We start from the raw sequence: 23,179 nt of genomic DNA, 5'->3' as shown, positions 1-23,179 counted from the left end.
GTTCTCTGTTCTCCGTTCACCCATCCGCTCGAACTGCCGCCGCCCGCCAGGGACTTGCGCATCCGCGCCCCGTCACCGGGAGATCGTCCGTGTCCTTTCCCCATGCCTTCGTCGACCCCTCGTCCATCGCCGTCGTCGGTGCCACCGAGGACCGCGCCAAATGGGGCTACTGGCTCGCCACCGGTGCCCTCGCGGGTGCCGACCGGCGGAAGGTGTGGCTGGTCAACCACCGCGCCGCGCAAGTCCTCGGACAACCCTGCCGTCCAACGGTGGGCGATCTGCCGGGGACCCCCGACCTCGTCGCCCTGTGCGTGCCGCCGCGACACGTCCTCCCCGTCGTCAGGGAGGCCGTCGCCAAAGGGTGCCGCGCATTTCTCTCCATCACCACGGGACTCGGCGCCGACGAGGCCCAACTCGCCGCGCTGCTGCGCGAGTCGGGCGCGCGGATGATCGGGCCGAACAGCCTCGGATTGTTCAACGCCGCCACGCAACTCCGGCTCGCCTGGGGGAACTTCACCCCAGGGAGCCTGTCGATCGTCTCGCAGAGCGGTCAGCTCGGTTCCGAGATCGCCGGGCTCGGCGCACGGGCCGGGCTGGGCGTCTCACGCTTCTACTCGGTCGGCAATCAACTCGACGTGGGAGCCGTCGACGTACTCAACTCTCTCGCCTCCGACGATCAAACCACCACGGTGGCGCTCTACTTGGAGAGCTTCGCGGACGGAGGGCGAATCGTCGCCGTCCTCGAAGCCCTGCGCCGCGCAGGCAAGCACGCGTTGGTGCTCACCACCGGTGCCAGTGAGGGCAGCCGTCGGCTCGCGCGGTCCCACACCGGTTCGATGACCTCGGCACTCGACGTCGTCGACGCGGCGTGCCGCACGGCCGGGGCGCTTCGGGTGGCGACACCGCGCGAACTCGTCGACGCAGCAAGGGTGTTGGACGGAACCGCTCCCCCGCGCGGACCCCGGGTCGCGATCATCAGCGACAGCGGCGGACAGGGCGGAATCGCCGCCGACCTCGCCACCGAACGAGGCCTGCGCGCACCGGTCTTCACCGACCGACTGCAAGCCGGCCTACGCGCCCTGCTCCCCGCCGCCGCGGCGGTGTCGAACCCGGTGGACCTCGCGGGGGCGGGGGAAGCGGATCTCCAGGTCTACGCCCAGGTCGTCGAGTTGGTGGCCGCTTCCGGCGAGGTCGACTCGATCGTCCTGTCGGGGTATCTGGGTTGCTACGGCGAGGGCTCACCGAGCCTGGTGGAGGCCGAGTACGCCGTGGTCGACCGCCTCGGCAGCCTCCACGGCACCGACAGGGCGCACGTGCCCCTGGTCGTGCACAGCATGAGCGCCGCCTCGCCCGCAGTCGCCCGGCTGCGGGAACACCGCATCCCTGTCTTCGACACCATCGACTCGGCCGTGGGCGCGCTGGGCCACGTGACCCGGCTGGGTGCGCAGCCCCGCCGCGCTCCGGCCACCGTACGGACTGAAGCGGCCGTCCCAACTCCCGGCTACTGGGCGGCTCGTACGTTCCTCACGGCCCTCGGCATCGCGATGCCCGAGGCCAGACGGGTCACCGACGCGGCCGGGTTCGCGGAGGCCTGCGCGTCCCTGCGACCGCCGCTCGTGCTCAAGGCCGGCTGGATCGAGCACAAGAGCGAACACCGGGCCGTCAGAACCGGGTTGGGCCCCGACAACGCCGATGTCGCGTTCCGCGAGATGTACGAGCGGCTGGGCCCCGGCGAGTACGTCGTCGAGGAGCAGGACACCCGGCCGGGCGTCGTCGAGCTGCTGATCGGCGGCCGCCGGGACCGTGACTTCGGTCCGACCGTGACCGTGGGCCATGGCGGAGTACACGCCGAACTCTGGCGTGACGTGGCCGTGGAGCTGGCGCCGGTCGACCGGCGGACGGCGGCCGGGATGCTCGACCGCCTGCGCTCGCGCCGGCTGCTGGACGGCTGGCGGGGACAACCGGCGGTCGACGTCGACGCGTTGATCGACGCGATCGTCGTCGTGTCCGAGGCGATCGCGGGCACCACCGGCGTGGCGGACATCGAGGTCAACCCGATCCGGGTCGGGCCCGACGGCGCCTTGGCGGTGGACGCGCTCGTCGTCCCTCGTAGCGCAGAAGTCGTACCGAAAACCGCATGTGAAGCAACCGGGGTGAACGGCCGCCGGGAATCCACCGAGGAGCAGGAGATATCGCGTGAGCACGTCCACTGAGCCCTGGCCGCTGACCGATGAGCAGCGGGCGATCGTCGAACTGTGCCGGGAGTTCGCCGCGAACGAGATCCGGCCGCGCGGACGCGAGGTCGACGAGCGGGACATCGAGTCACCGCTGGACATCTTCCGGGCCGCGGCCAAGGTCGGCATCACCGACTTCATGCTGCCCGCGGAGTACGGCGGCGGCGGATTCACCGATGTCGTGACCCAGTGCCTGGTCCAGGAGCAGATGTGCTGGGGCGACCCGGGCATCGGCAACTTCGTCTGTTCCAACGGGTTCTTCGCGGACCCGCTGCTCGCGCTCGGCACCGAGGAGCAGAAGGCCGAGTGGCTGCGCCCGCTCGCCGGTCCGAACCCCCTCTACACCGCGCTGGCGACGACCGAGCCGGAAGCGGGTTCCGACGCCGCGTCCATCGTCACCAGCGCGGTCCGGGTGGAGGGCGGTTACTCGATCAGCGGGCAGAAGGCGTGGATCTCCAACGCGGGTCTGGCAGACCAGTACGTGGTGTTCGCGAAGACCGACCCCAGTCGGGGGTCCTCCGGGGTCACCGCCTTTCTGCTGCGCAAGGGTGCCGAGGGGATGAGGTTCGGCGAGCCGATGCGCAAGATGGGGCAGCGCGCCATCGTCTGCCGGGAAATCTTCTTCGACGAGGTCTTCGTGCCCGAGTCCGATCGGCTCGGCGGTGAGGGGCAGGGCTTCCGCGGGTTGATGAGGACGTTCGACATCTCGCGGATCGTGCTGGCCGCCGCGGCGACCGGAGCGGCCCGGGCTGCCTACGAGTACGCGCTCAAGTACGCCAGGGAGCGGCAGCAGTTCGGGAAGCCGATCGTCGAGCACCAGGCCGTGGCGTTCCGGCTGGCCGACATGGCGACCCGGATCGAGTCGGCGTGGCTGCTCACCCTGCACGCGGCGCGGCAGATGGACGCCGGGGCGGATGCCACGAAGGTCGCGGCCATGGCCAAGCTCCAGGCCTCGGAGACCGCGATGGCGGTGACCTGGGGTGCCGTGCAGACCCTCGGCGGGTGGGGCTACTCGCGGGAGTTCCCGGTCGAACAGTGGATGCGGGACGCCAAGTTGGAGGAGATCGAGGAGGGTACGTCGGACATCATGCGGCTGATCATCTCGCGGCGACTCTGACACCTCTGGCACCTTGGACGCCTCGAACACCTCTAACACCTTGGACGTCTCTCTGCCCTGTGACGTCTCTGCCCCTGCCTCAGCAAGTGGAGTGACATGACCTTCCGGAACGAGTTCACGGAGATGTTCGGGGTCGAACACCCCATCGTGTGCGGCGGAATGCTCGCGGTGGGCACCGCGGAGCTGATCTCGGCCGTCGCGAACGCCGGCGCGCTGGGGTTCCTCAGCGCGCTGACGCAGCCCACCCCGGAGGCGCTCGCGAAGGAGATCGCGCGCTGCCGTGACCTCACCGACAGGCCGTTCGGCGTCAACCTCACCATCCTGCCCACCATCGAGCCGGTTCCGTACGACGACTACCGGGCCGTCATCATCGACTCGGGCGTGCAGGTCGTGGAGACGGCGGGCAGCAACCCCGCGCCGCACCTGCCGGCGTTCAAGGCGGCCGGGGTGAAGGTCGTGCACAAGGCCGTCACCGTCCGGCACGCGCTGAAGGCCGAGGCGCTGGGCGTCGACGCGGTGAGCATCGACGGGTTCGAGTGTGCGGGCCACCCCGGTCAGGACGACGTCCCCGGTCTGGTCCTGATCCCGGCCGCCGCCCGCAGACTGCGCATCCCGATCATCGCGTCCGGCGGGTTCGCCACGGGTTCCGGTCTCGTCGCGGCGCTGGCGCTCGGGGCGTGCGCGATCAACATGGGGACCCGGTTCGAGGCGACCGAGGAGGCGCCGATCCACCCGAACGTGAAGGCGCGGATCGTCGCCAACGACGAGCGCGGCACCCAGATCGTGTTCCGGGAGTTCGGCAACACCGCCCGGGTGGCGCGCAATTCGGTCTCGCAGGCCATCGCCCGTCTCGGCGCGCGCCCCGGGGCCGTCTTCTCCGACGTCGCCGACCTCGCCTCCGGAAAGCGCGGCAGGCAACGGGTGTTGGGGGAAGGCGACGTCGAGGGCGGAATGTGGTGGGCCGGTCAGGCACAGGGCCTCATCGACAGCGTGGAGAGCTGCGAGACGGTGGTCCGCACGATCGTGGCGGACGCAGAGAGCATCATCCGGGACCGCCTCCAGCGACAACTCGCGCCCTCGGGGCCGGAATTGGTCTAGACGAATCTTTCCCGAATCTCTTGACGCCGTCAGGCGCGGCCGGTCACCCTTCCCTACGCAGGCAGATGTAAGGAAAGTTTCCGATTGAGTTCACGGCTTACCGGTTCGCTTTCCACGGCTCACCGGTTCGGTTTCCACGCCTTACGGCCAGGCGCCGTACGCGACCTCGCCCCACAGAGGAGTCCCCCATGAGACGTGCGTCGCTGCGCGCCGTTCTGGCCACCGCCCTGGTGGTCGGCGGCATGACCACGATCGCCGCCCCTGCCTCCCACGCGGCCGACAACACCGGCCTGATCGCCTCCTTCGGCGTCACCTCCACCTGGGGTGCCGGCTTCGAGGGCGGCTACACGGTCACCAACAAGTCGACCCACACGGTCAATTCATGGACCATCACCTTCACCCTGCCCGCCACCGAGGCCGTCACGAGCTCATGGAACGGCACGGTCACCCACAGCGGGACGCAGTACACCATCACCTCCCCCACCTGGGAGGCCCCGCTCGCCCCCGGTGAGTCCGCGCCCGTCGTCGGCATGGACTTCAGCTACACCGGCTCGGTCGTCCTGCCGAGCGCCTGTCTGATCAACAACGGCCCCTGCGCGGGCGTCCCCGCCGACACCGTCGCACCCTCGGTCCCCTCCGGCCTCGCCGTCCGGGCCACCGGCCCCGGCAGCGTCACCCTGGGCTGGAACGCCTCGACCGACAACGTCGGTGTGGTCGGCTACCGGGTCTACGAGGGCAACGAGGTCATCGCCACGACCTCCGGCACCGGGACCAGCTTCAAGGTGATCGGCCTGCTCCCCGGCAGCAGCCACAGCTTCTCGGTGACCGCGCTCGACGACTCCAACAACCAATCGGCGCGCTCCGCGACCCTCACCGCGACCGCGGGCAGCGGCACAACTCCCGGTGTGGCGGCCCCCTTTGTCGACCTCGGCGCCTACCCGACACCGAACCTCACGCAGATCGCCACGAACACCGGACTGCGGCAGTTCTCGCTCGGCTTCATCACCGCCGGGTCGACCGGTTGCTCGGCAAGCTGGTTCAACTCCTATGACCCGGGCGCGGGTTGGAACCGGGCGGACTTCGACTCCCTGCGCGCGATGGGCGGAGACGTCCGGCCGTCCTTCGGTGGCGCGTCGGGCACCGAACTGGCCCTCGCCTGCACCAGCACGACCGCGCTCCAGGCGCAGTACCAGAAGGTCGTGGACGCCTACGCCCTGGACCGCGTCGACTTCGACATCGAGGGCACCGCGGCGGTCGACCACGCCTCGATCGACCGGCGCTCGACGGCCGTGGCCGCCGTCCAGGCCGCACAGCGCGCCAAGGGCCGCGACCTCAAGGTCACCCTCACCCTCCCGGTCCTGCCCAGCGGCCTGACCGCGGACGGCGTCTACATCCTCAACTCCGCCAAGTCGCACAACCTGAACGTCGACACCGTCAACCTGATGGCCATGGACTACGGCGACAGCGCCGCGCCCAACCCGTCCGGGAAGATGGGCAGTTACGCCATCCAGGCCGCGACCTCGACCCACGCCCAGATCGCCTCGGTCTGGCCGAACCTCACCACCGCCCAGACCTGGGCCATGGTCGGCCTCACCCCGATGCTCGGCCAGAACGACACCGCCAGCGAGGTGTTCACCGCGGCCGACGCACAACAGGTCCTCACCTTCGCCCAGCAGAACCACCTCGGCGAACTGGGCTTCTGGGACGTCACCCGCGACGGCAACGCCTGCACCGGCGCCCTGAGCCGCTGCACGAACATCCCGCAGACCCCGTACCAGTTCTCCAAACTGTTCGCGACGTACGCGGGCTGAGGTCTGGGGCCCCGCGAACAGCTTGTGCGGGCGGCGAGTTCCAGAGACCAGTCGCCGGTACTGTCCCCCCGTCCGTGGCATCTACCCTGAAGCAGGGTCAGGTGGGCGCTGCCGAAGCACCACTTCGGCAGCCGACAAGGGGTGGCAAGTGACTACGGACGTCCGTGGCCCGGCATGGGCGCTCGACGGTCTGGGGGTGCGGTCGGGGCGGTACCCCCTGGCGGTGGAAGGCCCGGTCATGCGGGCAGTCGACCGTCTGGTTCCCGGAGTGTCCACGGTGACCCGGTACGTCCGCTACCACTCGATGTACGCGGCGATGGCGGCGCATGCCCAGGAGAACGCCTTGGACGTCGCCGCGTGTCGCCGGTTGGTACGCCGGGGCGAGGTACTGCTGGCGGCGCTCCAGCACCACCAGACGGAGAGCGGGCAGACATGGTCCGCTCATGGGGTCGATCGGGTACGGCGCTTCTGCGCGGATGAACTGGAGCTCGCGCGAGCTGCCGACGAGGAACAGCTGAACCAGTCGTACTCGCCCCGCCGTTGGGGCTTTTGGGATCAGTACGGCGGGCCCGCCATGGTGCTCGGCACGGTGGATGTCCGGGAGGGAGCGCTCAGGCCCGGGCGCCACGCGTGTCCTGCCGCCGTCAAGGAGCTCTTCGCCCCGCTGCTGTCTCTCGCCTCGCGCGAGGTCGTGCCCTTCGCGGCTCTGGAAACGGCGGGGCAGGCGGCCCTCGGCGTCCCCTGCCCGGCTGAACAGGCGTGGTTGACACAGGTGTTGACCGCCACCGACGCCGCAGGAGCCCACGTGCCGATGGCTTGGGAGGCGTCCGACCGCACCCGACGCGCGACCCTCCGTACCCTCGCCCGGGCGATCGAACTCCACGGCCAGGACGGCGACGGGTATCAGGAGACACTGCGCTCCGCCGTGGCCTTCGGCGAGGAGATGACCACGGATCCTGTCCTGGCGGCGATCCCTGAGACAGCGGGTTGGCGCGGAACGCTGCTGCGTCACTATTCCGTCGGCGCCTGGCGTCGGCTGTGGGCAGCGCTGGTCTCGGGTATCGGGTCCAAGGACGGCGAGGCCGACCGGTCGGCCGAGGAACTGCGCGACTGGCTGGCGCGAGAGGCCCCGGACGGGGATGTGCGGGGGATGCTGGGCGATCTTCCCCAACTCAAGAACGCGGCAGGCCAGTTGATGCCGGCCGAACGAGAGCTCCTGGCGCCGGGCGGGGACGCCCCGATGACGAATGTACGACTGCTGATCGTGGGGGCGCTGCGGTCCCGGGAGGGGCATCTGCCCGACGACGTACGTGCCGTCTTCCTGGGGCGGCAACGGCGTTCGGCCGAGTTCCTGGATCCGACGTGGATAGACGGGCTCATCAAGGACTACATCGACCGGCCGGTGCGCGATCTGGCCGGCCGGCTGGTCGACGACATGCTCGCCCAGTCCCGACGAGTCGCCCTCGCGAAGCTGCGCACCGACCCGGCGACGGGCGGGCTGAAGATCTTCTCCCGGCTGCATCTTCGCAATGAGCGGTACTTCAAGACGGGTGACGAAGGAGACTCCGACATCGGCACACGTATCCCGCAACTGGGCGTCCTCGCAGAGCAGTTGGGGCTCTTCGCAGTTCAGGACGGCTGTCACACCGTCACGGAGAGCGGCCGACGGATCCTGGAGACGCACCGGTGAGCGCGGTACAGCACACCCGATTCGCCTCCCCTGTCACGCTGTTGCGCGAATGGGCCGAACGCGAGGATCAACAAGCACTGCATGAAGCTCTCTTCATGGGATTCACGGTCGATCTCTCCTTCCTGGAGAAGGTCGCCATTCCCGTCGCACGCGGTCTGGGCGCCCGCACCGCGGTGATCGGCGACGCGGCCCAAGGCCTCCACGATCCGGTCGACGTACGCATGGCGGGCCGCGGTTATCTGCACGGCCTGGCCACCTGCCGTGGTGCTTTCCACCCCAAGGTCGTGCTGCTGGTCGGCGAACACGCCTGTCGGCTGGCAGTGGGCTCGGGGAATCCGACGCTGTCCGGTTGGGGTGCGAACGACGAACTGTGGACCGTGGTGGAGACCGAGGAGGACGACTCCCACGCACTATTGGCCGACCTCGCCGACTGGTTGGACGAACTGCCCTCCGCCGTGAGCCTGGCACCCTGGTCGGCGAGTCACCTCGCGGAACTGGCAGCTCTCCTGACCGAGCGGCATGTCAACGCTCCCGCCGGACCGGAAGGCGGTCCCCGGCTGCTGCACAACCTCCGTCAAGGTCTGCTGGACCAACTGCCGCTCGGCCCGGTCGACGAACTCCACGCGTACGCCCCGTTCGTCGACGAGGCCGGCCACGCCTTGAGCGCGCTCGTCGACCGCTTGGTCCCGCGCCGTGTCACCCTCGGTCTGCAGCCCCGTTGGTCGAGCTACGACGCCGGAACGATCAAGGCGGCACTCGGTGGCTCCGCCGCGCAGATCCGACTTCTCGACGAGACACGGATGCGCCACGGCAAGTTCGTCGAATGGCAGACCGGCGGCCGCCGTTATGCCCTCACCGGAAGCCCCAACCTCACCCGAGCCGCGCTGTGCACAAGTACGAGGGCCGGCGGCAACTGCGAGCTCGCCGTACTCGCCGCCGACACTCAGCCGCTGCTCCCCGAGGAAGGCCGCATCGCTCCGCTCGCAACCCTGATGGGCCGCACCATCCGGCCTTTCACCTCCAACGGTCGAGGACTCGTCCTGCTCGGCGCGAAAACGGACAGTGAGGGCCTGCACGTCTCCCTGGCCCGCAGTTGGACGACACCCGTCGTGATCAGCACGTCCCTCGACGGATCGCCGGGCTCATGGACGGAGATCGGCCCCATCCCCCCACAGAAATCGGCCTGTTCCTTCCCGCAGCCCGAGGTCCCGGGTGCCGCGGTCCGCGCCACATGTGTCCAACCGGACGGCAGCACCGTCGAGTCGCCCGTCGTCTTCGTCTACAGCCCCGTGCACTGCGCGCGCCGCCACGGAGCCGACAACGGGCCCCGCCTGCGCTACGACTACACGGCGCAGGTGCTGTTCGCCGACGAACGTGCCGCGCGCCGCTTCGAGACCGACCTGCTGCGCCTGCGCGAGCTCACGGCCGGAATGTCCACACCCCGGGTGAGCCCGGCGCCCGCTGCCCCGGCGGGCTCGGTCGCTTTGAGCGGGGTCGACCGCTGGGACGCGTACGTCGCGGACTGCCGTCGGATGATCGGGGCACCGCTGACCGATCTCGCGTTCGGTGCGTTGCAGATCGGCCTACCACAGGCACCGTCGTCCCGGTGGGTCGTGTCGGCGGTCACCGGCAGCGGGGCGGAGGAGAACGACACGGCGTACGAGGACGAAGCGGAGGACGAGGAGCCGCTCACCGCGAGCGCGGCTGTCGCTCCCCACATTCCGCCTGAGCAGCGGGCCCGTTGCCGTACCTGGATCCGACGCTGGGTGGAGACGCTGACCCCCTCCGGCGGCTCGCCTTCGCCGCTACCGCTACGGCTCGTCGTGGCGAACCTGTATGTCCAGCTCCTCGCCGCGGGCGTCTGGGACGAGAACGACCAGAGCTGGCGCGAAGGCCTCAGCCGTCTGCTTGAGACACTCGGTCCCAAGGACGGCCCGAGCGAAGGGGACCAGCAGGCTCCACCCGAGACCCGGCGCCGACTGGACGCGGTCGCGGCCGTGGTGATGACACTCCTGAGCCAGGACGCCACGTTCACCGGGGGCGGTGAGCACGATGTGCTGGCCGCCCGCGCATGGCAGAACGGCAAGGACATGATCGCGCGTGCCGAGCCCGCTCAGGCGGAGGATCTGATGATCCCGCCGGAGCAGGCGCTCGCCCGCGTCGCGCCCTGGAGCGAGGTGGAACGGCTCATTGCCCGGGCCCGGGAGGACGACCCCCAGGCGGAGGTCGTCGCGGAGCTCTCCGCGGCGGGTTGGGAGGCGTCGTACGAGGACGGGCTCTGGGAGATCACAGGTTCCTTCGGCAACCCGGTCCCCGTCGTGGCCCGAGCCGCCGACCGACTCGGGCGGCACCATCCGAACGGTGTGCTCGTCCGGGCCCGGAGCAGGAACCGCTGGGCCTTCGTCGCCTGGGCAGCCCCTCACCTGGTCCTCCTGAATCCCCCGGCACGCGTCTGGCGCACCTACCAGATCCGTCCCCCGGCCACCCCCGAATCACGGTTCAGCGGCGGCGACTTGGCCGCGGTACCCGGCCGCATCGGCAAGCCGACCCAGCTCCGGGAGGGCGCTCCCGAGGCATTGAGGAGCATCCTCTCCGAAGTGGGCGTGCCCTACCCGGAGTTGATTCGGCGATTGTTCGCAGAGAACGGTTGAGGAGAGAGAAGAGCACCGACCACGGACCGAACACCAAGCACACCACCCCGGTGAACGGCCCCTGCGTTCCCGTCGGTTCAGCTCGCCCGGCCGCGCGTCTGCTCAGGCCGGGCGGGCGCGATGATCGTAGGAGCGGATCCGAGGGGTACGAGGCTGTCCGCGCCCAGGACTTGGCAGCGCGCCAGTCCGTGCCGGGACCACAGCGCGGCCGTCCACGCGCAGAGGAGCGCGTCGATGAGGTCCTCCCGATGCTTGTAGTCGGCTTCGAGCTGAGGTGAGGGCTCCTCGACCAGCCGGCGGGACACCGCGTGGGAGGAGAGCAGCAGGGGCGGATCGGCGGTGGCCAGGCCCGCCATACGCGCGATCAGTTTGTCGCACGCCTCCGCCCGGACTGCTCGCCACCGCGCCTTCGGGACCCGGGCGGGCGGACGCTTGTAGGTGGGGCGTTCCTGGTCGTAGCCCAACTCGGACGCGCCGACCAAGGTCGTGTACGGATAGCACTCGGAGAAGACCAGCCCGCCCGTCGGCGGTCCGCCCCTGCCGTCGTCGTAGACCCAGCCGGACTCCTGCATCAAGGCCCTCAACAGCACTCCGCCCCGACGGCGAGAGTTCAGGTTGGTGCTGTTCGCGCTCACCTTCCACCGGCCGTACCGCTGACCGACTTGTCGCTCGCAGGGCCGCTGGCCGGCCGGATTGTCGACGACCAGCGGCGCGTCGACAAAGGCCAGGGTCGAGCCGTCGACGGCTGTCCTGCTGATCCAGGCCATGGTCTCGTCGAGCCCGGAGGTCCAGCCGCAGTCGATCACCACACCGCGCCCGTCGATGGCGGCCACACCGGTCTCGTTGACCTTGGCGCGGCCTCCCTCCTGCGCCCAGGCGAGGTCGACGCCGATGAACCGCTCAATGCCCATGGGTCGGTGGTACCAGAGAACCGGCCCGTGAGGTGGCCCGAGCACGACCGGATACAGTGCCGAGACGGCAGCCCGCTCAGAGAGACGAGGCGGCGGCCTGGTCAGAGAGGGGAAGCGTGACCGACACCAGCGACACCCGACCCGCCGACGGCGAAGTGCGGACTCCGCGGCGGAGCCCACTGCTCCGCCTGATGCGCTACCTCCCCCTGATCGCCCCCGTGCTGCTGTGGACCGTGCCCTGCTGGGTGCTCCTGTACGCCGGCCAGCACTGGCCGCTGCCCGTCACACTGGTCGGCACGGGTCTGTTTGTCATCGGCCTCGTCGGGATGCCACTCGCGATGGGGCGTGGCCACGGCCGGCGCCAGCAGGACTGGGCTGCGATCGTCGGTGACAGCCTGCTGGGCGGCAGCTGGGTGCTGTTCACCTGGTCCGTTCTGCTCGGCGTCTTCTTGCGGCTCGCCCTGACCGTGGCCGGCGTAGGCGAGAGCCAGGACCGCGCCCGCATCGTCACCTGGGCCGTCCTCGGCACCACCGCCGTACTGCTCGCCTGGGGGTACGCCGAAGCCCGCCGCGTGCCACGCGTGCGCCGCCTCGACGTCCAACTCCCGCGGCTGGGTGCCGGGTTGGACGGCCTCCGGGTCGCCCTCATCACCGACACCCACTACGGCCCGCTCGACCGCGCCCGCTGGTCGGAGCGGGTGTGCGAGACGGTGAACACCCTGGAAGCCGACCTGGTCTGCCACACCGGCGACATCGCGGACGGCACGGCAGAACGCCGCCGCGCCCAGGCCGTCCCGCTCGGCACCGTGCGTGCCGTCCACGCCCGGGTCTACGTCACCGGCAACCACGAGTACTACAGCGAGGCCCAGGGCTGGGTCGACCTGATGGGCGAGCTGGGCTGGGAGCCGCTGCGCAACCGCCATGTGCTGCTCGAACGCGGCGGTGACACCCTCGTGGTCGCCGGCGTGGACGACGTCACCGCCGAGTCCTCCGGGCTGCCGGGCCACCGCGCCCACCTCGCCGGAGCCCTAAGCGGCGCCGACCCCGAGCTGCCCGTCCTGCTCTTGGCCCACCAGCCCAAGTTCGTCGACCGGGCGGCCGCCGACGGCATCGACCTCCAGCTCTCCGGCCACACCCACGGCGGCCAGATCTGGCCCTTCCACCACCTGGTCCGCATCGACCAGCCCGCCCTCGCCGGCCTCAGCCGGCACGGCGACCGCACCCTCCTCTACACCAGCCGCGGCACCGGCTTCTGGGGCCCACCGTTCCGCGTCTTCGCCCCCAGCGAGATCACCTTGCTCGTGCTCCGCTCCCCGCACGTGCCGACGTCGCCGTAGGAGTAGGCGGGCCGAGACATTCGCCTGGAGCGGGTGCGCCAAGAGCCCGACCAGGAGACTCCGGTGATCACATCCGACGCCCACGCCATGTGCCGTGGCGCTCCCCGCCGATAGGGTGGACGGTGATCGACAGGGACGGGCTGGGTGAGGGCGGCGGACGGCGTGGGTGGTGCCGAGGAGAGCGGGAGCACGGGCACCGGGCGCCCGACGTCTCGGGACGTCGCCCGGCTCGCCGGTGTGTCGCACACCGCGGTGTCCTTCGTGTTCAACGGCCGGGCCGAGGGCAACCTCTCGCCCGCCACCCAGGAACGCATCCGGCAAGCCGCGACCCAGCTGGGCTATCGCCCCGACCCGGTGGCCCGCGGTCTGCGCCGTCGCCGTACGGCCGTGATCGGGCTGGTCACCGATGAGATCGCGTCCTCGCCGTTCGCCGGCCGGCTGCTGCGCGGCGCCATGGAGACCGCCTGGGACAGCGACCATCTCGTCCTCACCGTCGACTCCGGCGGCGACCCGGCCAAGGAGGACGCGGCCGTCGCGGAACTGCTCGACCGGCGCGTGGACGGCATCATCTACGCGGCCATGTCGCTGCGCCGGGTGCGTGTCCCCGAGGGCCTGCACCGCACCCACTCCGTGCTGGCCAACTGCCTGCCCGAGGACGACTCCCTGCCCGCCGTGGTCCCGGCCGAGCGCGCCGGTGGCCGTACCGCGGCCCGGCTGCTGCTCGGCGCGGGCCACCGCCGGCTCGCCGTGATCGGGGGCCTGGACGACATCGCCTCGGCGGAACGCACCCGCGGCTTCCGCGACGCGCTGCGCGCCGAGGGCGTGACCGTGCCCAAGGAGTGGATCGTGCGCGGCGGCGGGGAGATCTCCGCGGGCTACGCGGGTGCGCTGCGCCTGCTCGACGGGGTCGAGCCGGACCGTCGCCCCACCGGCGTCCTCTGCTACAACGACCGGGTCGCGGCGGGCGTCCTGCACGCCGCGACCCGGCTCGGGATCGACGTACCCGCCGACCTGTCCGTGATCGGATACGACGACCAGGAGCACATGGCCGCGTTCCTCACCCCACCACTCACCTCGGTCGCACTGCCGCACCGGTCGATGGGCGAGGCGGCGACCCGACTGCTCCTGGACGCCATCGAGGCGGGCCGTACGCCGCCGGCGACGATCCGGCGGCTGGCGTGTCCGGTGGTGAGCCGGGCTTCGGTGGGGCCGGCGCCCTTGCGGTGACTTGGGTGCCTGACTCGTACGTGGTCAGCTTGGCCTCCGTGGGGCCTGCGCCCGTCTGGTGGCGCGGGCACCCGGCCCGTGCGTGACCTGCCCTGTGATCAGCCGCGCCTTGGTGGGGCCGGCGCCCACGCGGTGACCTAGGTGCCTGGCTCGTACGTGGTCAGCCTGGCCTCCGTGGGTCCGGCGCCGACCTCGTGACCCGGGCACCCGGCCCATGCGTACCTGCCCTGTGATCAGCCAGGCCTCGGTGGGGCCGGCGCCCACCCATGCCCCGGGCGCCCGGCCCGCGTGTGGCCTGCACTCTGGGCAACCGCACCTCCGCGGGTCCAGCCACCTGGGCGCCCGTCCCGGGCCTGCTCTGCCCCTGCTCAGCCGCGCCTCCCTGGGTCCGGCGGCGCCCACCCCGTGACCCGAACCCCCGCCCCATCGACAACCAACTCCGCGATGTCGTCATGGCGCCGGTAGACGCGCTCCGTGACCATGGCCCGTTCCCCGACGAAGAGTTCGAGGAGCGAGCCGTCGACGAGCAGCCGGAGCGCGAGTTCCGGCCCCTTCGGCACCTGCACGGTGATCGGGGCGGAGCCTTCCGGACCAGTCCGGGGCCAGGCCGCGCGGTCGAGGACGACAGTCCCCGCGCCAGGATCCGCCCGGACCGTCAACTCCCGCCCCGCCGCGTCCCGGAGCAGGCTCACCGTGGTCGGTCCAGACGCGGTGACCGTCAGGTCGTACGACTGCGGAAGCGGAACCCGGCCCGGCGGCTCGGTGACGAACGGCTCGGCCGGGCGCAGCAGTTCGAGTTCCGGAGCCGGACTCACCCGCAGCGAACCGTCAGGGTGGACGTCGACCACCCGAGGTGCCGTGAGCACGCCCGCCCATCCGGTCCGATCCGTCTCCTCCTGCTCGCGGGCCTCCCACGACCAGCCCCACAGCAGTGCGCGGTCCGGTTCCTGGAGCACGGCGGGAGCGTAGAAGTCCCGCCCCTGATCGAGCCGACCGCCGACGCGCGGATCGAATCTCAACGCGCCCTGTCCATCCGACTCCAGACGACCCGTCAGATACCCCGTGGAGCAAGGATCCCCGTCCCACAGGGACACCAGAAGTACGTACTCGTCGCCCGCAGTCCGGTACAGGTGCGGGCACTCCCAGCCCACCGACTTGTCGCCGAACACCCCAGCCGCGACCGGGTCGTTTCCGTCCAGCAGCACACCGGCGAACCGCCAGTCCGTCAGGTCGTCGCAGTCGTAGAGCAGGACCGACGGCGTGCCGTCGGCGTGCCCGGCCCCGACCAGGGCCCAGCGTCTGCCCGCGCAGTGGAAGACGAACGGGTCGCGGAACATCACCACGTCCAGTCCCGGCGGTGGACCTGCCACCACCGGCGTCGGCACCGGCTTCCACTCGGTCAGCAACTCGTCGTCCGGGTCCGTCGCCCGCGCCAGGCAGATGGTGCCGAGTCCGGTGTGAGTACGGTCAACTCCCGTGTACACGGCGGTCGGTGTGCCCGCGTCGTCGGTCACGCAGCCCGACCAGCAGCCGGCCTCGTCGGGGCCGCCGGGCGTCGGCGTGAGCGCGATCGGGTGGTGCTCCCAGTGCGCGAGGTCGGTGCTGGAGGCGTGCCCCCAGTGGACGTTCGCGTGCACCGGTGCGTCGGGGTTGTGCTGGTAGAAGAGGTGGTAACGGTCCCGCCAACGGAACGGCCCATTGGGGTCGTTGATCCAGCCGGCGGGCGGACGGACCCTGAAACGCGGTGCGTTGGGGTCATGGCTCAACGGTTGACTCCTGCCGAGGTGATGCCCTCACGCAGAGGGCGTTGGCCGACGACGAACACGGCGAGGGCGGGGAGCATCGAGAGGACGACACCGGCGAGGACGACGGAGATGGACCCGGTGCCGAGGTTGCCCTGCAGGGAGACCAGACCCAGCGGGAGCGTGTAGTTCTGGCCGGAGGTCTCCAGGATCAGCGGGCGGAAGAACTCGTTCCAGTGGTAGTTGAAGGCCAGTACGCCGACGATCGCCAGGCCGGGCGCGGCCAGCGGCGCGTACACCGAGCGGAAGATCCGCCAGGGCCCCGCGCCGTCGAGCATGGCCGCCTCGCCAAGGTCCTTCGGCATACCGAGGAAGTACTGGCGCATGAGGAAGGTACCGAAGGCCGTCGGGAAGGCGGGAATGATCAGGCCCAGGAGCGTGTCCGTGAGGCCCATCGACTTCAGCACCAGGAACACCGGCACGATGGTGACCTGCAACGGCACCATCATGGTCGCCAGGACCAGGCCGAAGAGCGGCTTCTTGAAGCGGAACTCCAGGCGCGCGAACGCGTATCCGGCCAGGCCCGCCGTGATCATCTGGCCTACGGCGATCAGCGCCGTCACGAGAGTGGAGTTCAGGGCGAGCAGCCACACGTCGATCTGATCGAAGACCCCGCGGTAGGCCTCGGTCGTCGGGTGCGTCGGGACGATCTGCGGGGGCAGGTCGAAGGACTGGGCCGGAGTGCGCAGCGAGGTGGAGACGGTCCAGATGACCGGGCCCAGTGTCAGCAGGGCGCACACGGTCAGCGCGGCGATCCGGGTCCAGGGGGCGAGTGAATGACGTACTCGGCTCAGGGTCGGTGTCGGGGTCGTTTTCAGGGTCGGGGTTGCTTGGCTCACAGCGCTCATGCGGCTCACCGGCTCACTGGTAGTGGACGAAACGCCGGCTGAGCCGGAACTGGAGGGCGGTGACCGCCATGATCAGCACGAAGAGCAGCACGCCCACCGCGGATGCCTCGCCGAAGTCGAGCTGCTCGAAGGCCCGTTCGTAGATGACCATCACCACGGTGCGGGTGGCGTCGCCGGGTCCGCCGTCGGTGAGGACGTAGGGCTGCTCGAAGACCTGGAGGGCGTTGATGATGCCGACCACCGACGCGACGAGCAGCGTCGGCGACAGCAGCGGCAGCGTGATGCCGAGGTGCTTGCGCAGGCCCGTCGCGCCGTCGAGGGCGGCGGCCTCGTGGATCTCCTTGGGGATGTTGTTCAGACCGCCGACGAACAGCAGGAACGAGAAACCGAACTGCTGCCATACGTAGACCAGGATCACCGTGGCCATCGCCGCGTGCTCCGAGGTCAGCCAGGGCACGGGCGCGACACCGACCAGGCCGATCAGCCAGTTCACCACCCCGAAGTCCTGGTTGAACAGGTACTTCATCACCACCGAGATGGACGCGGCGGACAGCACCAGCGGGAAGAAGAACGCCGAACGGAACACCGATCGCAGCCACCCCGGCATCCGCCCGTTGAGCGCGAGCGCCAGCGACAGCGCGATCAGCAGTTGCAGCGCGACCGCGAGGACCATGAAGACGAGCGTGTTGCGGAAGGAGACCAGGACGGTCGAATCCGTGAAGGTGGTGCGGTAGTTGGCGCCGCCGGCGAAACGGGGCGGGTCGATCACGTTCCAGTGGAACAGGCTCAGCACGATCGACCCGATGATCGGCACGACCGTGAAGACGACGATGCCGACGACCGTGGGCGCCAGGAACAACGCGGCCAGCAGCCGGGAGCCGCGGTCGCGGACGGACGGCCGCCGTACGGCGACGGCAGTTGATGGCGTGGCGGGCCGCGAACGTACGCCCGGAGCCTCGGAGTTGGGGACCTGAGTGTTCGTCATATCTCACGCTCCATGGCCTGCTCCAGGTCGCCCTGCATCCTGCGCAGCGCCGGACCGACCGCACGCGGCGAGGCCAGCGCGGTGCCGGTGTACTTGAGCAGGACGTCGGTCACCTCGGCGACCTGCGGCGGCGCGGGGATCGGGCCGGTGTCGGGGAACCGGTCGAGGGTGTCGTAGAAGACCTGCCAGTGCGCCGGGCCAGTCTCGGCGTAGCGTGCGGCGTTCAGCATCGAACGGCGGGCCGGGGTGGTCTGGTTGCCCTGGAACAGCCGGGTCATGGTGTCCTTGCGGGCCGCGTACTTGATGAACTCCCATGCGGCTTCCTGCTTCTTGGAGGTGCGCAGCAGCGCGTAGCCCGCCGCGCCGAACTGGTGGCGCTGGGTGCGCCAGCGCGGGAAGTACTGCACGTCGTAGTCGGCGGCCGGCATGCCGGCCAGATGCAGGCCGCCCGCCCAGAAGCCGCCCGCCGGTGTGACGCCGACGCGGCCGGTGGAGAACACGCCGACCAGATTGCTGCCGTTGCCGCCCTCGGGCCGGGTGCACAGGTCCTCCTGGACGAGGGAGGCGAGATAGTCGTACGCCTCCTCGACCCGGTCGGCGGTGGCCTGCGGGGTGCTCCAGCGGAAGCCTCCGCCGCGGCCCTGCCGATCGGCGGCCGGGTAGAAGGAGTCCCACAGCCATGAACCGCCTGGCGCCTTCGACTCCTTGAGCAGGTTCGTGCCGTTCGCGAAGAGCCAGGGGACCACGCCGCCCCACAGCCGGTTGGTCCAGAAGTACGGCGTGAAGTGCGCGTCGCCGGCGCGCTTCATCTCCCGCAGCAGCGCGGTGAAGTCGTCGCGGGTCCAGTCGGCCGCCGGGAACCCCGCGCCCGCCCGTTTCAGCACTTGCTTGTTGAGGTAGATGTCGGCGGCGTTGAACTCCAGCGGGAGTTGGTAGAGGTGCCCCTCGTACATCATCGACTCGACCAGCGAGGGGTGGACGTCGGCGAAGTACTCGCGCAGCTCCGCCGCGTCCCGCCGCACCCAGCGGTCCAGGGGTACGCCGAGCTTCTGGGCGAACAACTGCACGCCCTCGGTGGCCACATACACCAGGTCGGGCGCGGTGCCCGCGGCGATCTGGGTGAGGATCTTCGCGAAGAAGTCCGACCAGTCGACGGCCTGCACCGCGTTCACCCGCAGCGGGATGTCCGGGTGGAGTTGGTGGAAGCCCTTGGTGAGGGCGTCGACGGTGGCCGGGTCGAAGGCGGAGCCGAGGGTGGCGACGACGAGCGAGCCGTCGTCACGGCCGGGGATGTCGGCTCCCGTGAGCCGGTCCCAGCTCGCGGCGGTCCCGGCGAGGGCGGCTGCGCCGGCCCCGTACGCGCCGTACCGCAGCAGCGTGCGGCGAGGGATGTGCGAGTCAGTCATCAACGGGCCTAACTCGTGTTAGTTCAGGGGTGATGCCCAGATGATGGGAACCGGGCGGCGAGCCTGTCAAGGGTCGGGAACGGTTGACCTTTAACGAGTTAGGCCTCTTGACCTTTATCGAGTTAGGTCTACAGTCCTCGTTCGCAGGAGCCGTGAGCCGCCATGAGAGGAACGATGCACCATGCCCGGAACATCGGGGATTTCATCAGGGACTTCGTTGGGGATTTCCAGGAGATCACTGTTCGCGGGGTCGGCTGCGGGGACCGCTGCCGCGCTGCTGTCGGCCGGGACGGCCGCCGCCGCTTCGAAGCCCGAGTCCGGTGCCGCAGCCGAGAGCGTGACCAACTCCGCGGCGACCGGGGCGAGTTACCGTGCCGCGTACCACTTCACGGTCCCCGACCAGTGGAAGAACGACCCGCAGCGGCCCGTCTGGATCGACGGCGAGTACCGCTACTACTACCTCTACAACGCCGACTACTTCACGGGGGCGGTCGGCACCGCGTGGCGCCTGGCCACCACCAAGGACCTGGTCTCCTTCACCGACCGCGGGGTCGCGGTCCCCAAGGACACCACACCCAACGGCGATCTCTGGTCGGGTTCGGCGGTGGTCGACACCGGCAACACGGCCGGATTCGGCGCGGGCGCGGTCGTCGTCATCGTCACCATGTCCCCCGGCGGCGGCACGGACCAGCAGGCGCAGTTCCTGTACTACTCGACCGACGGCGGTCTCACCTTCACCAACTACGGGACCGACCCCGTCCTGCCCAACCCCGGCGTCGCCGACTTCCGCGACCCCAAGGTGATCCGCGACGAGGACCGGGGCCGCTGGGTGATGGCCCTCGCCGAGAACGACAAGGTCGGTTTCTACCACTCCAACGACCTCAAGTCCTGGTCGTACGTGGGCGGTTACGTCCACGACGGCATCGGCGTGCTGGAGTGCCCCGACCTGTTCCGCATCACCGCGAACGACGGCACCGTGAAGTGGGTGCTCGGCGTGAGCGCCAACGGGAAGGGCTCGGGGCTGCCCAACACGTATGCCTACTGGACGGGTTCCTTCGACGGCAGCGCGTTCACCGCTGACACGAGTGAGCCGCAGTGGCTCGACCACGGCTGGGACTGGTACGGCGCCGTCACCTTCGAGAAGCGGGACACGAGCGGCGCGGTGGACACGGCTGCCCGCTACGCGATCGCATGGGTGAACAACTGGGACTACGCCAACACCACCCCCACGATCGACTGCGACGGCTTCAACGGCACCGACTCCATCGTCCGCGAGGTCACCCTGAAGAAGGCGTCCGACAACACCTACTACCTCGCCTCCCGGCCCGTCACCGGCCTCGACTCGCACGTCTCCCGCACCGTGAACCTGGGCGACGTGACCGTGAACGGCACGAAGGTGCTCGACTACACCGGCATCTCCTACGAGGTGACGACCGAGATCGCGTGGTCCCAACTCACCGGCGCGGGCCTCCAGTTGAGGCGCTCACCCGACGGCGGTCGGCACATCGACGCCGGGATCTACGCCGACTACGCCTTCCTCAACCGACGTAACACGGTGAACGCCGACACGTCCGGCAAGTGGCAGGAGAGCCACACCCCGTTCAACGCGTCCGCCGGCACGGTGAAGCTGCGCATCCTGGTGGACCGCACGTCGGTGGAGATGTTCGTCGACGACGGCCGCTACGTGCACACCAGCCAGGTCTTCCCGTACCTGCTGGACACTCGGCTCGCGCTGTTCACGATCGGCGGCAGCGCGGTGTTCCGCAACACGGTGATACGGGAGTTCTCGGTGTAGTCCTCGGTGTACGGCGAGCCTGGGGGCGCGGCCGACAGCGCAGCGCCGTCGAACGGTGCATCAACCGCCTAGTAACTGTCGTAGCTGGGCTTGCCGTTCGGTCGGTACACGCCGACGACGGTGCCGCCCTTCGTCGTCGAGACGCTGACAGGCTGCAGCGCGGTGGGGATCGCTCCGTCCGCGAACAGCTGCTTGCCGGTTCCGATGATCACCGGATGGATGGTCAGCCGGTACTCGTCGACGAGGCCGTGCCGCATGAGGGTCTGGGCGAAGTCGCCGCTGCCGACGACGTTGATGTTGCCGCCGTCGGACGCCTTCAGCGCGCCTACGGCATCGACGACGTCGCCCTCCAGAAGCGTGGAGTTCTGCCACTCGACCGAGGTCAGGGTCCGGGACGCCACGTACTTGTGCATGCTGTTCATCCGATCGGTGAACGGGTTGTCGGGATCGGCGGTCGGCCAGTACGACGCGAAGATGTCGTACGTCTTGCGGCCGAGCAGCATCGCGTCGGAGTCCTCGTACCAGCCGGCGATGGCCTCGCCGACCTCGTCGTCGTCCACCGGTTTCTGCCAGCCGCCGTGCTCGAAGCCGCTCTCCGCGTCCTCGTCCGGTCCGCCCGGTGCCTGCATGACACCGTCCAGCGTCAGGAACGTGCAAACGATGATCTCGCGCATGGTGCGCTCCCTTCGTCGACAGTCAGACCGCGCAACCGTCGAAAACTCATCGGCGGAACTGCCACGGCGCGGCGCAGAACCGGCGTGCGGGTGATCATCAGGTTCTGTCGACCGCGAACTGCTCGCCGGCGGTCTGTGTACGTGACCCGATCCGTCGCTGGTCGCCGTCGATGTCCCGCCGCACGACCACCACGTTCAGCGCCTCGTCTCGTACCTGTTCAGGACCACGCCGCCGGGAAACGTCCGCGTCTCCATCAGGTTCAGTTTCGCCTGGCTGTCCAGCGCGGCGAAGAACGGTGTACCGCTGCCCACCAGAACCGGATGGGTGATGATCGCGTACTCGTCAATCAGCCCGGCTCGCATCGCCGCCCCGGCGAGCGCTGCGCCACCGACCCTCATCGGGCCACCGTCCTCGGCCTTGAGCCGAGTGATCTCCGCGACCGCGTCGCCGGTGACCAGGCGAGCGTTCCAGTCGACCTTGTCGACCGTCGAGGAGAACACCACTTTCGGCGTATCCCGCCAGTTCCGCGCGAACTCGATCTGCGCGGGGGTGGCGTCCGGCTGCTGGTCGCCGGTCGGCCAGTAGGAGCTCATGGTCTCCCACAGCCTGCGCCCGTACAGGAACAGGCTGATCGCCCGCTCCTCGTCGAGCCACCACTGGAACAGCTCGTCGCTCGGCTCACTCCAGCTGAGGTCGTCGCCGGGCGCGGCGACATAGCCGTCCAGAGACAGGTTCATGCCGTAGTGCAATCTCCGCATAGCGCCAGCCTTCCGTCAGACGGTCTCGGAAGTCTAGAGGGGGCCTTCGACCCCACAAAACAGCTCGTGCGGGCCGAGGCTCAGCTCGACCCGCACAAGTTGGGGTTGTGATCTGTGTCCGAGGGGGGACTTGAACCCCCACGCCCGTTAAAGGGCACTAGCACCTCAAGCTAGCGCGTCTGCCATTCCGCCACCCGGACTAGGTGTCTGTCGCCTGGCCGGGGGTGTTCCCCGCGGCGACGTGCACAACAATACCAAGGTTTCGGGGTGCCTTTCACCTGCATATCCGCCCCTGGGCGGAGCCCCGACGCACCCGCGAGGGGAGGGCGCCGGCCGTCACCGGAGGTGACCCGACCGCTACGCCTGGCGGTCCGTTCCGGCCGTCGAGGGGGCGGGGTGTTCGTCCGCCAGCAGTGTCTGCAAGGCCCGGACCAGCACCGCCGCCGTTTCCTCCCCCAGCGGTGCGAGGAACCGGGCCTCGGCGGCCCGGCGGGCCTTCTCCGCCTGTCGCAGGCACTCGGTTCCGTCGGCGGTCAACTCGACGATGTTCTTGCGCCGGTCCCGCTGACTGCGCCGGCGCTCCACCAGGCCGTGGTCCTCCAGGCCGTCGATCAGGGACACCATCGTGGTCCGGTCGACGCCGAGCCGTCCCGCCGCCTCGACCTGCGAGAGCGGCTCGTCGCCGGAGAGCACCACCAGCACGGCCAGCTCGTGCCCGTCCACCCCGTGCGGGGCGAGCGCCTCGGCGGACGTCCGGGCGAATCTGGCCTGCGCGTGCTTGAGGAGGTAGCCGAGCCGGGATTCGAGGGGTGCGGGTCTCGCCTCAGTCGCCAT

General features: G+C 69.9%; 17 protein-coding genes and 1 tRNA gene. 9 read left to right on the top strand and 9 right to left on the bottom strand.

Going from position 1 to position 23,179, the window contains the following annotated elements:
* Positions 1-89: 89 nt before the first annotated feature.
* The 6 genes from ACWDR3_RS06030 to ACWDR3_RS06005 all read left to right on the top strand — a co-directional run bounded on the left by ACWDR3_RS06030 (position 90) and on the right by ACWDR3_RS06005 (position 10,601).
* Positions 90-2,213 (top strand): acetate--CoA ligase family protein, encoded by a 2,124-nt coding sequence (locus tag ACWDR3_RS06030; RefSeq protein WP_450351143.1) that lies wholly within the window; start codon positions 90-92, stop codon positions 2,211-2,213.
* Positions 2,197-3,351: an acyl-CoA dehydrogenase family protein gene (locus tag ACWDR3_RS06025; protein WP_450351141.1), complete on the top strand. Its 1,155-nt coding sequence runs from the start codon at positions 2,197-2,199 to the stop codon at positions 3,349-3,351. The genes ACWDR3_RS06030 and ACWDR3_RS06025 overlap by 17 nt, the downstream gene beginning before the upstream one ends.
* Before the next feature lie 96 nt (positions 3,352-3,447).
* The gene (locus ACWDR3_RS06020) at positions 3,448-4,449 is read left to right on the top strand and encodes an NAD(P)H-dependent flavin oxidoreductase (RefSeq protein ID WP_450351140.1); all 1,002 of its coding nucleotides are present in this window, start codon (positions 3,448-3,450) and stop codon (positions 4,447-4,449) included.
* A gap of 188 nt (positions 4,450-4,637) precedes the next feature.
* A complete protein-coding gene (locus ACWDR3_RS06015; protein WP_450351139.1) occupies positions 4,638-6,260 on the top strand; it encodes a cellulose binding domain-containing protein in 1,623 nt (540 codons plus the stop codon).
* Positions 6,261-6,408: 148 nt separating this feature from the next.
* On the top strand, positions 6,409-7,950 hold the full coding sequence (locus ACWDR3_RS06010; protein WP_450351137.1) for a hypothetical protein: 1,542 nt from the start codon (positions 6,409-6,411) through the stop codon (positions 7,948-7,950).
* A 95-nt stretch (positions 7,951-8,045) separates the two neighbouring features.
* A complete protein-coding gene (locus ACWDR3_RS06005; RefSeq protein WP_450351135.1) occupies positions 8,046-10,601 on the top strand; it encodes a hypothetical protein in 2,556 nt (851 codons plus the stop codon).
* A 77-nt stretch (positions 10,602-10,678) separates the two neighbouring features.
* Here the strand turns inward: ACWDR3_RS06005 and ACWDR3_RS06000 are convergent, their stop codons facing one another.
* Positions 10,679-11,512 (bottom strand): DUF429 domain-containing protein, encoded by an 834-nt coding sequence (locus ACWDR3_RS06000; protein ID WP_450351133.1) that lies wholly within the window; start codon positions 11,510-11,512, stop codon positions 10,679-10,681.
* A 116-nt stretch (positions 11,513-11,628) separates the two neighbouring features.
* Here ACWDR3_RS06000 and ACWDR3_RS05995 point away from each other — a divergent pair, with 116 nt between their 5' ends.
* Together ACWDR3_RS05995 and ACWDR3_RS05990 are read left to right on the top strand one after the other, a co-directional pair.
* A complete protein-coding gene (locus ACWDR3_RS05995) occupies positions 11,629-12,849 on the top strand; it encodes a metallophosphoesterase (RefSeq protein WP_450351131.1) in 1,221 nt (406 codons plus the stop codon).
* Positions 12,850-13,011: 162 nt separating this feature from the next.
* Positions 13,012-14,076, top strand: a complete 1,065-nt coding sequence (locus ACWDR3_RS05990; protein WP_450351223.1) for a LacI family DNA-binding transcriptional regulator — start codon at positions 13,012-13,014, stop codon at positions 14,074-14,076.
* A 368-nt stretch (positions 14,077-14,444) separates the two neighbouring features.
* Here ACWDR3_RS05990 and ACWDR3_RS05985 read toward each other — a convergent pair whose 3' ends face one another.
* The 4 genes from ACWDR3_RS05985 to ACWDR3_RS05970 are packed head-to-tail and all read right to left on the bottom strand — an operon-like array spanning position 14,445 to position 19,117.
* Complete coding sequence (locus ACWDR3_RS05985; RefSeq protein WP_450351129.1) at positions 14,445-15,842, bottom strand: glycoside hydrolase family 32 protein; 1,398 nt, start codon at positions 15,840-15,842, stop codon at positions 14,445-14,447.
* Positions 15,839-16,726, bottom strand: a complete 888-nt coding sequence (locus ACWDR3_RS05980; RefSeq protein ID WP_450351127.1) for a carbohydrate ABC transporter permease — start codon at positions 16,724-16,726, stop codon at positions 15,839-15,841. The genes ACWDR3_RS05985 and ACWDR3_RS05980 overlap by 4 nt, the downstream gene beginning before the upstream one ends.
* A 13-nt stretch (positions 16,727-16,739) precedes the next feature.
* Positions 16,740-17,711, bottom strand: a complete 972-nt coding sequence (locus ACWDR3_RS05975) for a carbohydrate ABC transporter permease (protein WP_450351125.1) — start codon at positions 17,709-17,711, stop codon at positions 16,740-16,742.
* On the bottom strand, positions 17,708-19,117 hold the full coding sequence (locus ACWDR3_RS05970) for an extracellular solute-binding protein (protein WP_450351123.1): 1,410 nt from the start codon (positions 19,115-19,117) through the stop codon (positions 17,708-17,710). Before ACWDR3_RS05970 ends, ACWDR3_RS05975 begins: the two co-directional genes overlap by 4 nt.
* A 181-nt stretch (positions 19,118-19,298) precedes the next feature.
* Here ACWDR3_RS05970 and ACWDR3_RS05965 point away from each other — a divergent pair, with 181 nt between their 5' ends.
* On the top strand, positions 19,299-20,912 hold the full coding sequence (locus ACWDR3_RS05965) for a glycoside hydrolase family 32 protein (protein ID WP_450351122.1): 1,614 nt from the start codon (positions 19,299-19,301) through the stop codon (positions 20,910-20,912).
* Positions 20,913-20,980: 68 nt separating this feature from the next.
* Here ACWDR3_RS05965 and ACWDR3_RS05960 read toward each other — a convergent pair whose 3' ends face one another.
* The 4 genes from ACWDR3_RS05960 to ACWDR3_RS05945 all read right to left on the bottom strand — a co-directional run bounded on the left by ACWDR3_RS05960 (position 20,981) and on the right by ACWDR3_RS05945 (position 23,179).
* Positions 20,981-21,586 (bottom strand): dihydrofolate reductase family protein, encoded by a 606-nt coding sequence (locus tag ACWDR3_RS05960; protein ID WP_450351120.1) that lies wholly within the window; start codon positions 21,584-21,586, stop codon positions 20,981-20,983.
* A 195-nt stretch (positions 21,587-21,781) separates the two neighbouring features.
* Positions 21,782-22,345 carry a dihydrofolate reductase family protein gene (locus tag ACWDR3_RS05955; protein WP_450351118.1) on the bottom strand — a complete coding sequence of 188 codons (564 nt, stop codon included), beginning with the start codon at positions 22,343-22,345 and terminating at the stop codon, positions 21,782-21,784.
* Between the two features lie 115 nt (positions 22,346-22,460).
* Positions 22,461-22,545, bottom strand: a tRNA-Leu gene (locus ACWDR3_RS05950).
* 157 nt (positions 22,546-22,702) lie between these two features.
* Positions 22,703-23,179 (bottom strand): MarR family winged helix-turn-helix transcriptional regulator, encoded by a 477-nt coding sequence (locus ACWDR3_RS05945; protein ID WP_450351117.1) that lies wholly within the window; start codon positions 23,177-23,179, stop codon positions 22,703-22,705.

The organism is Streptomyces sp. NPDC001002 (assembly GCF_053599215.1).
Note: the sequence above shows the minus strand (reverse complement) of the source record. Positions and strands in the feature narration are given on the sequence as shown.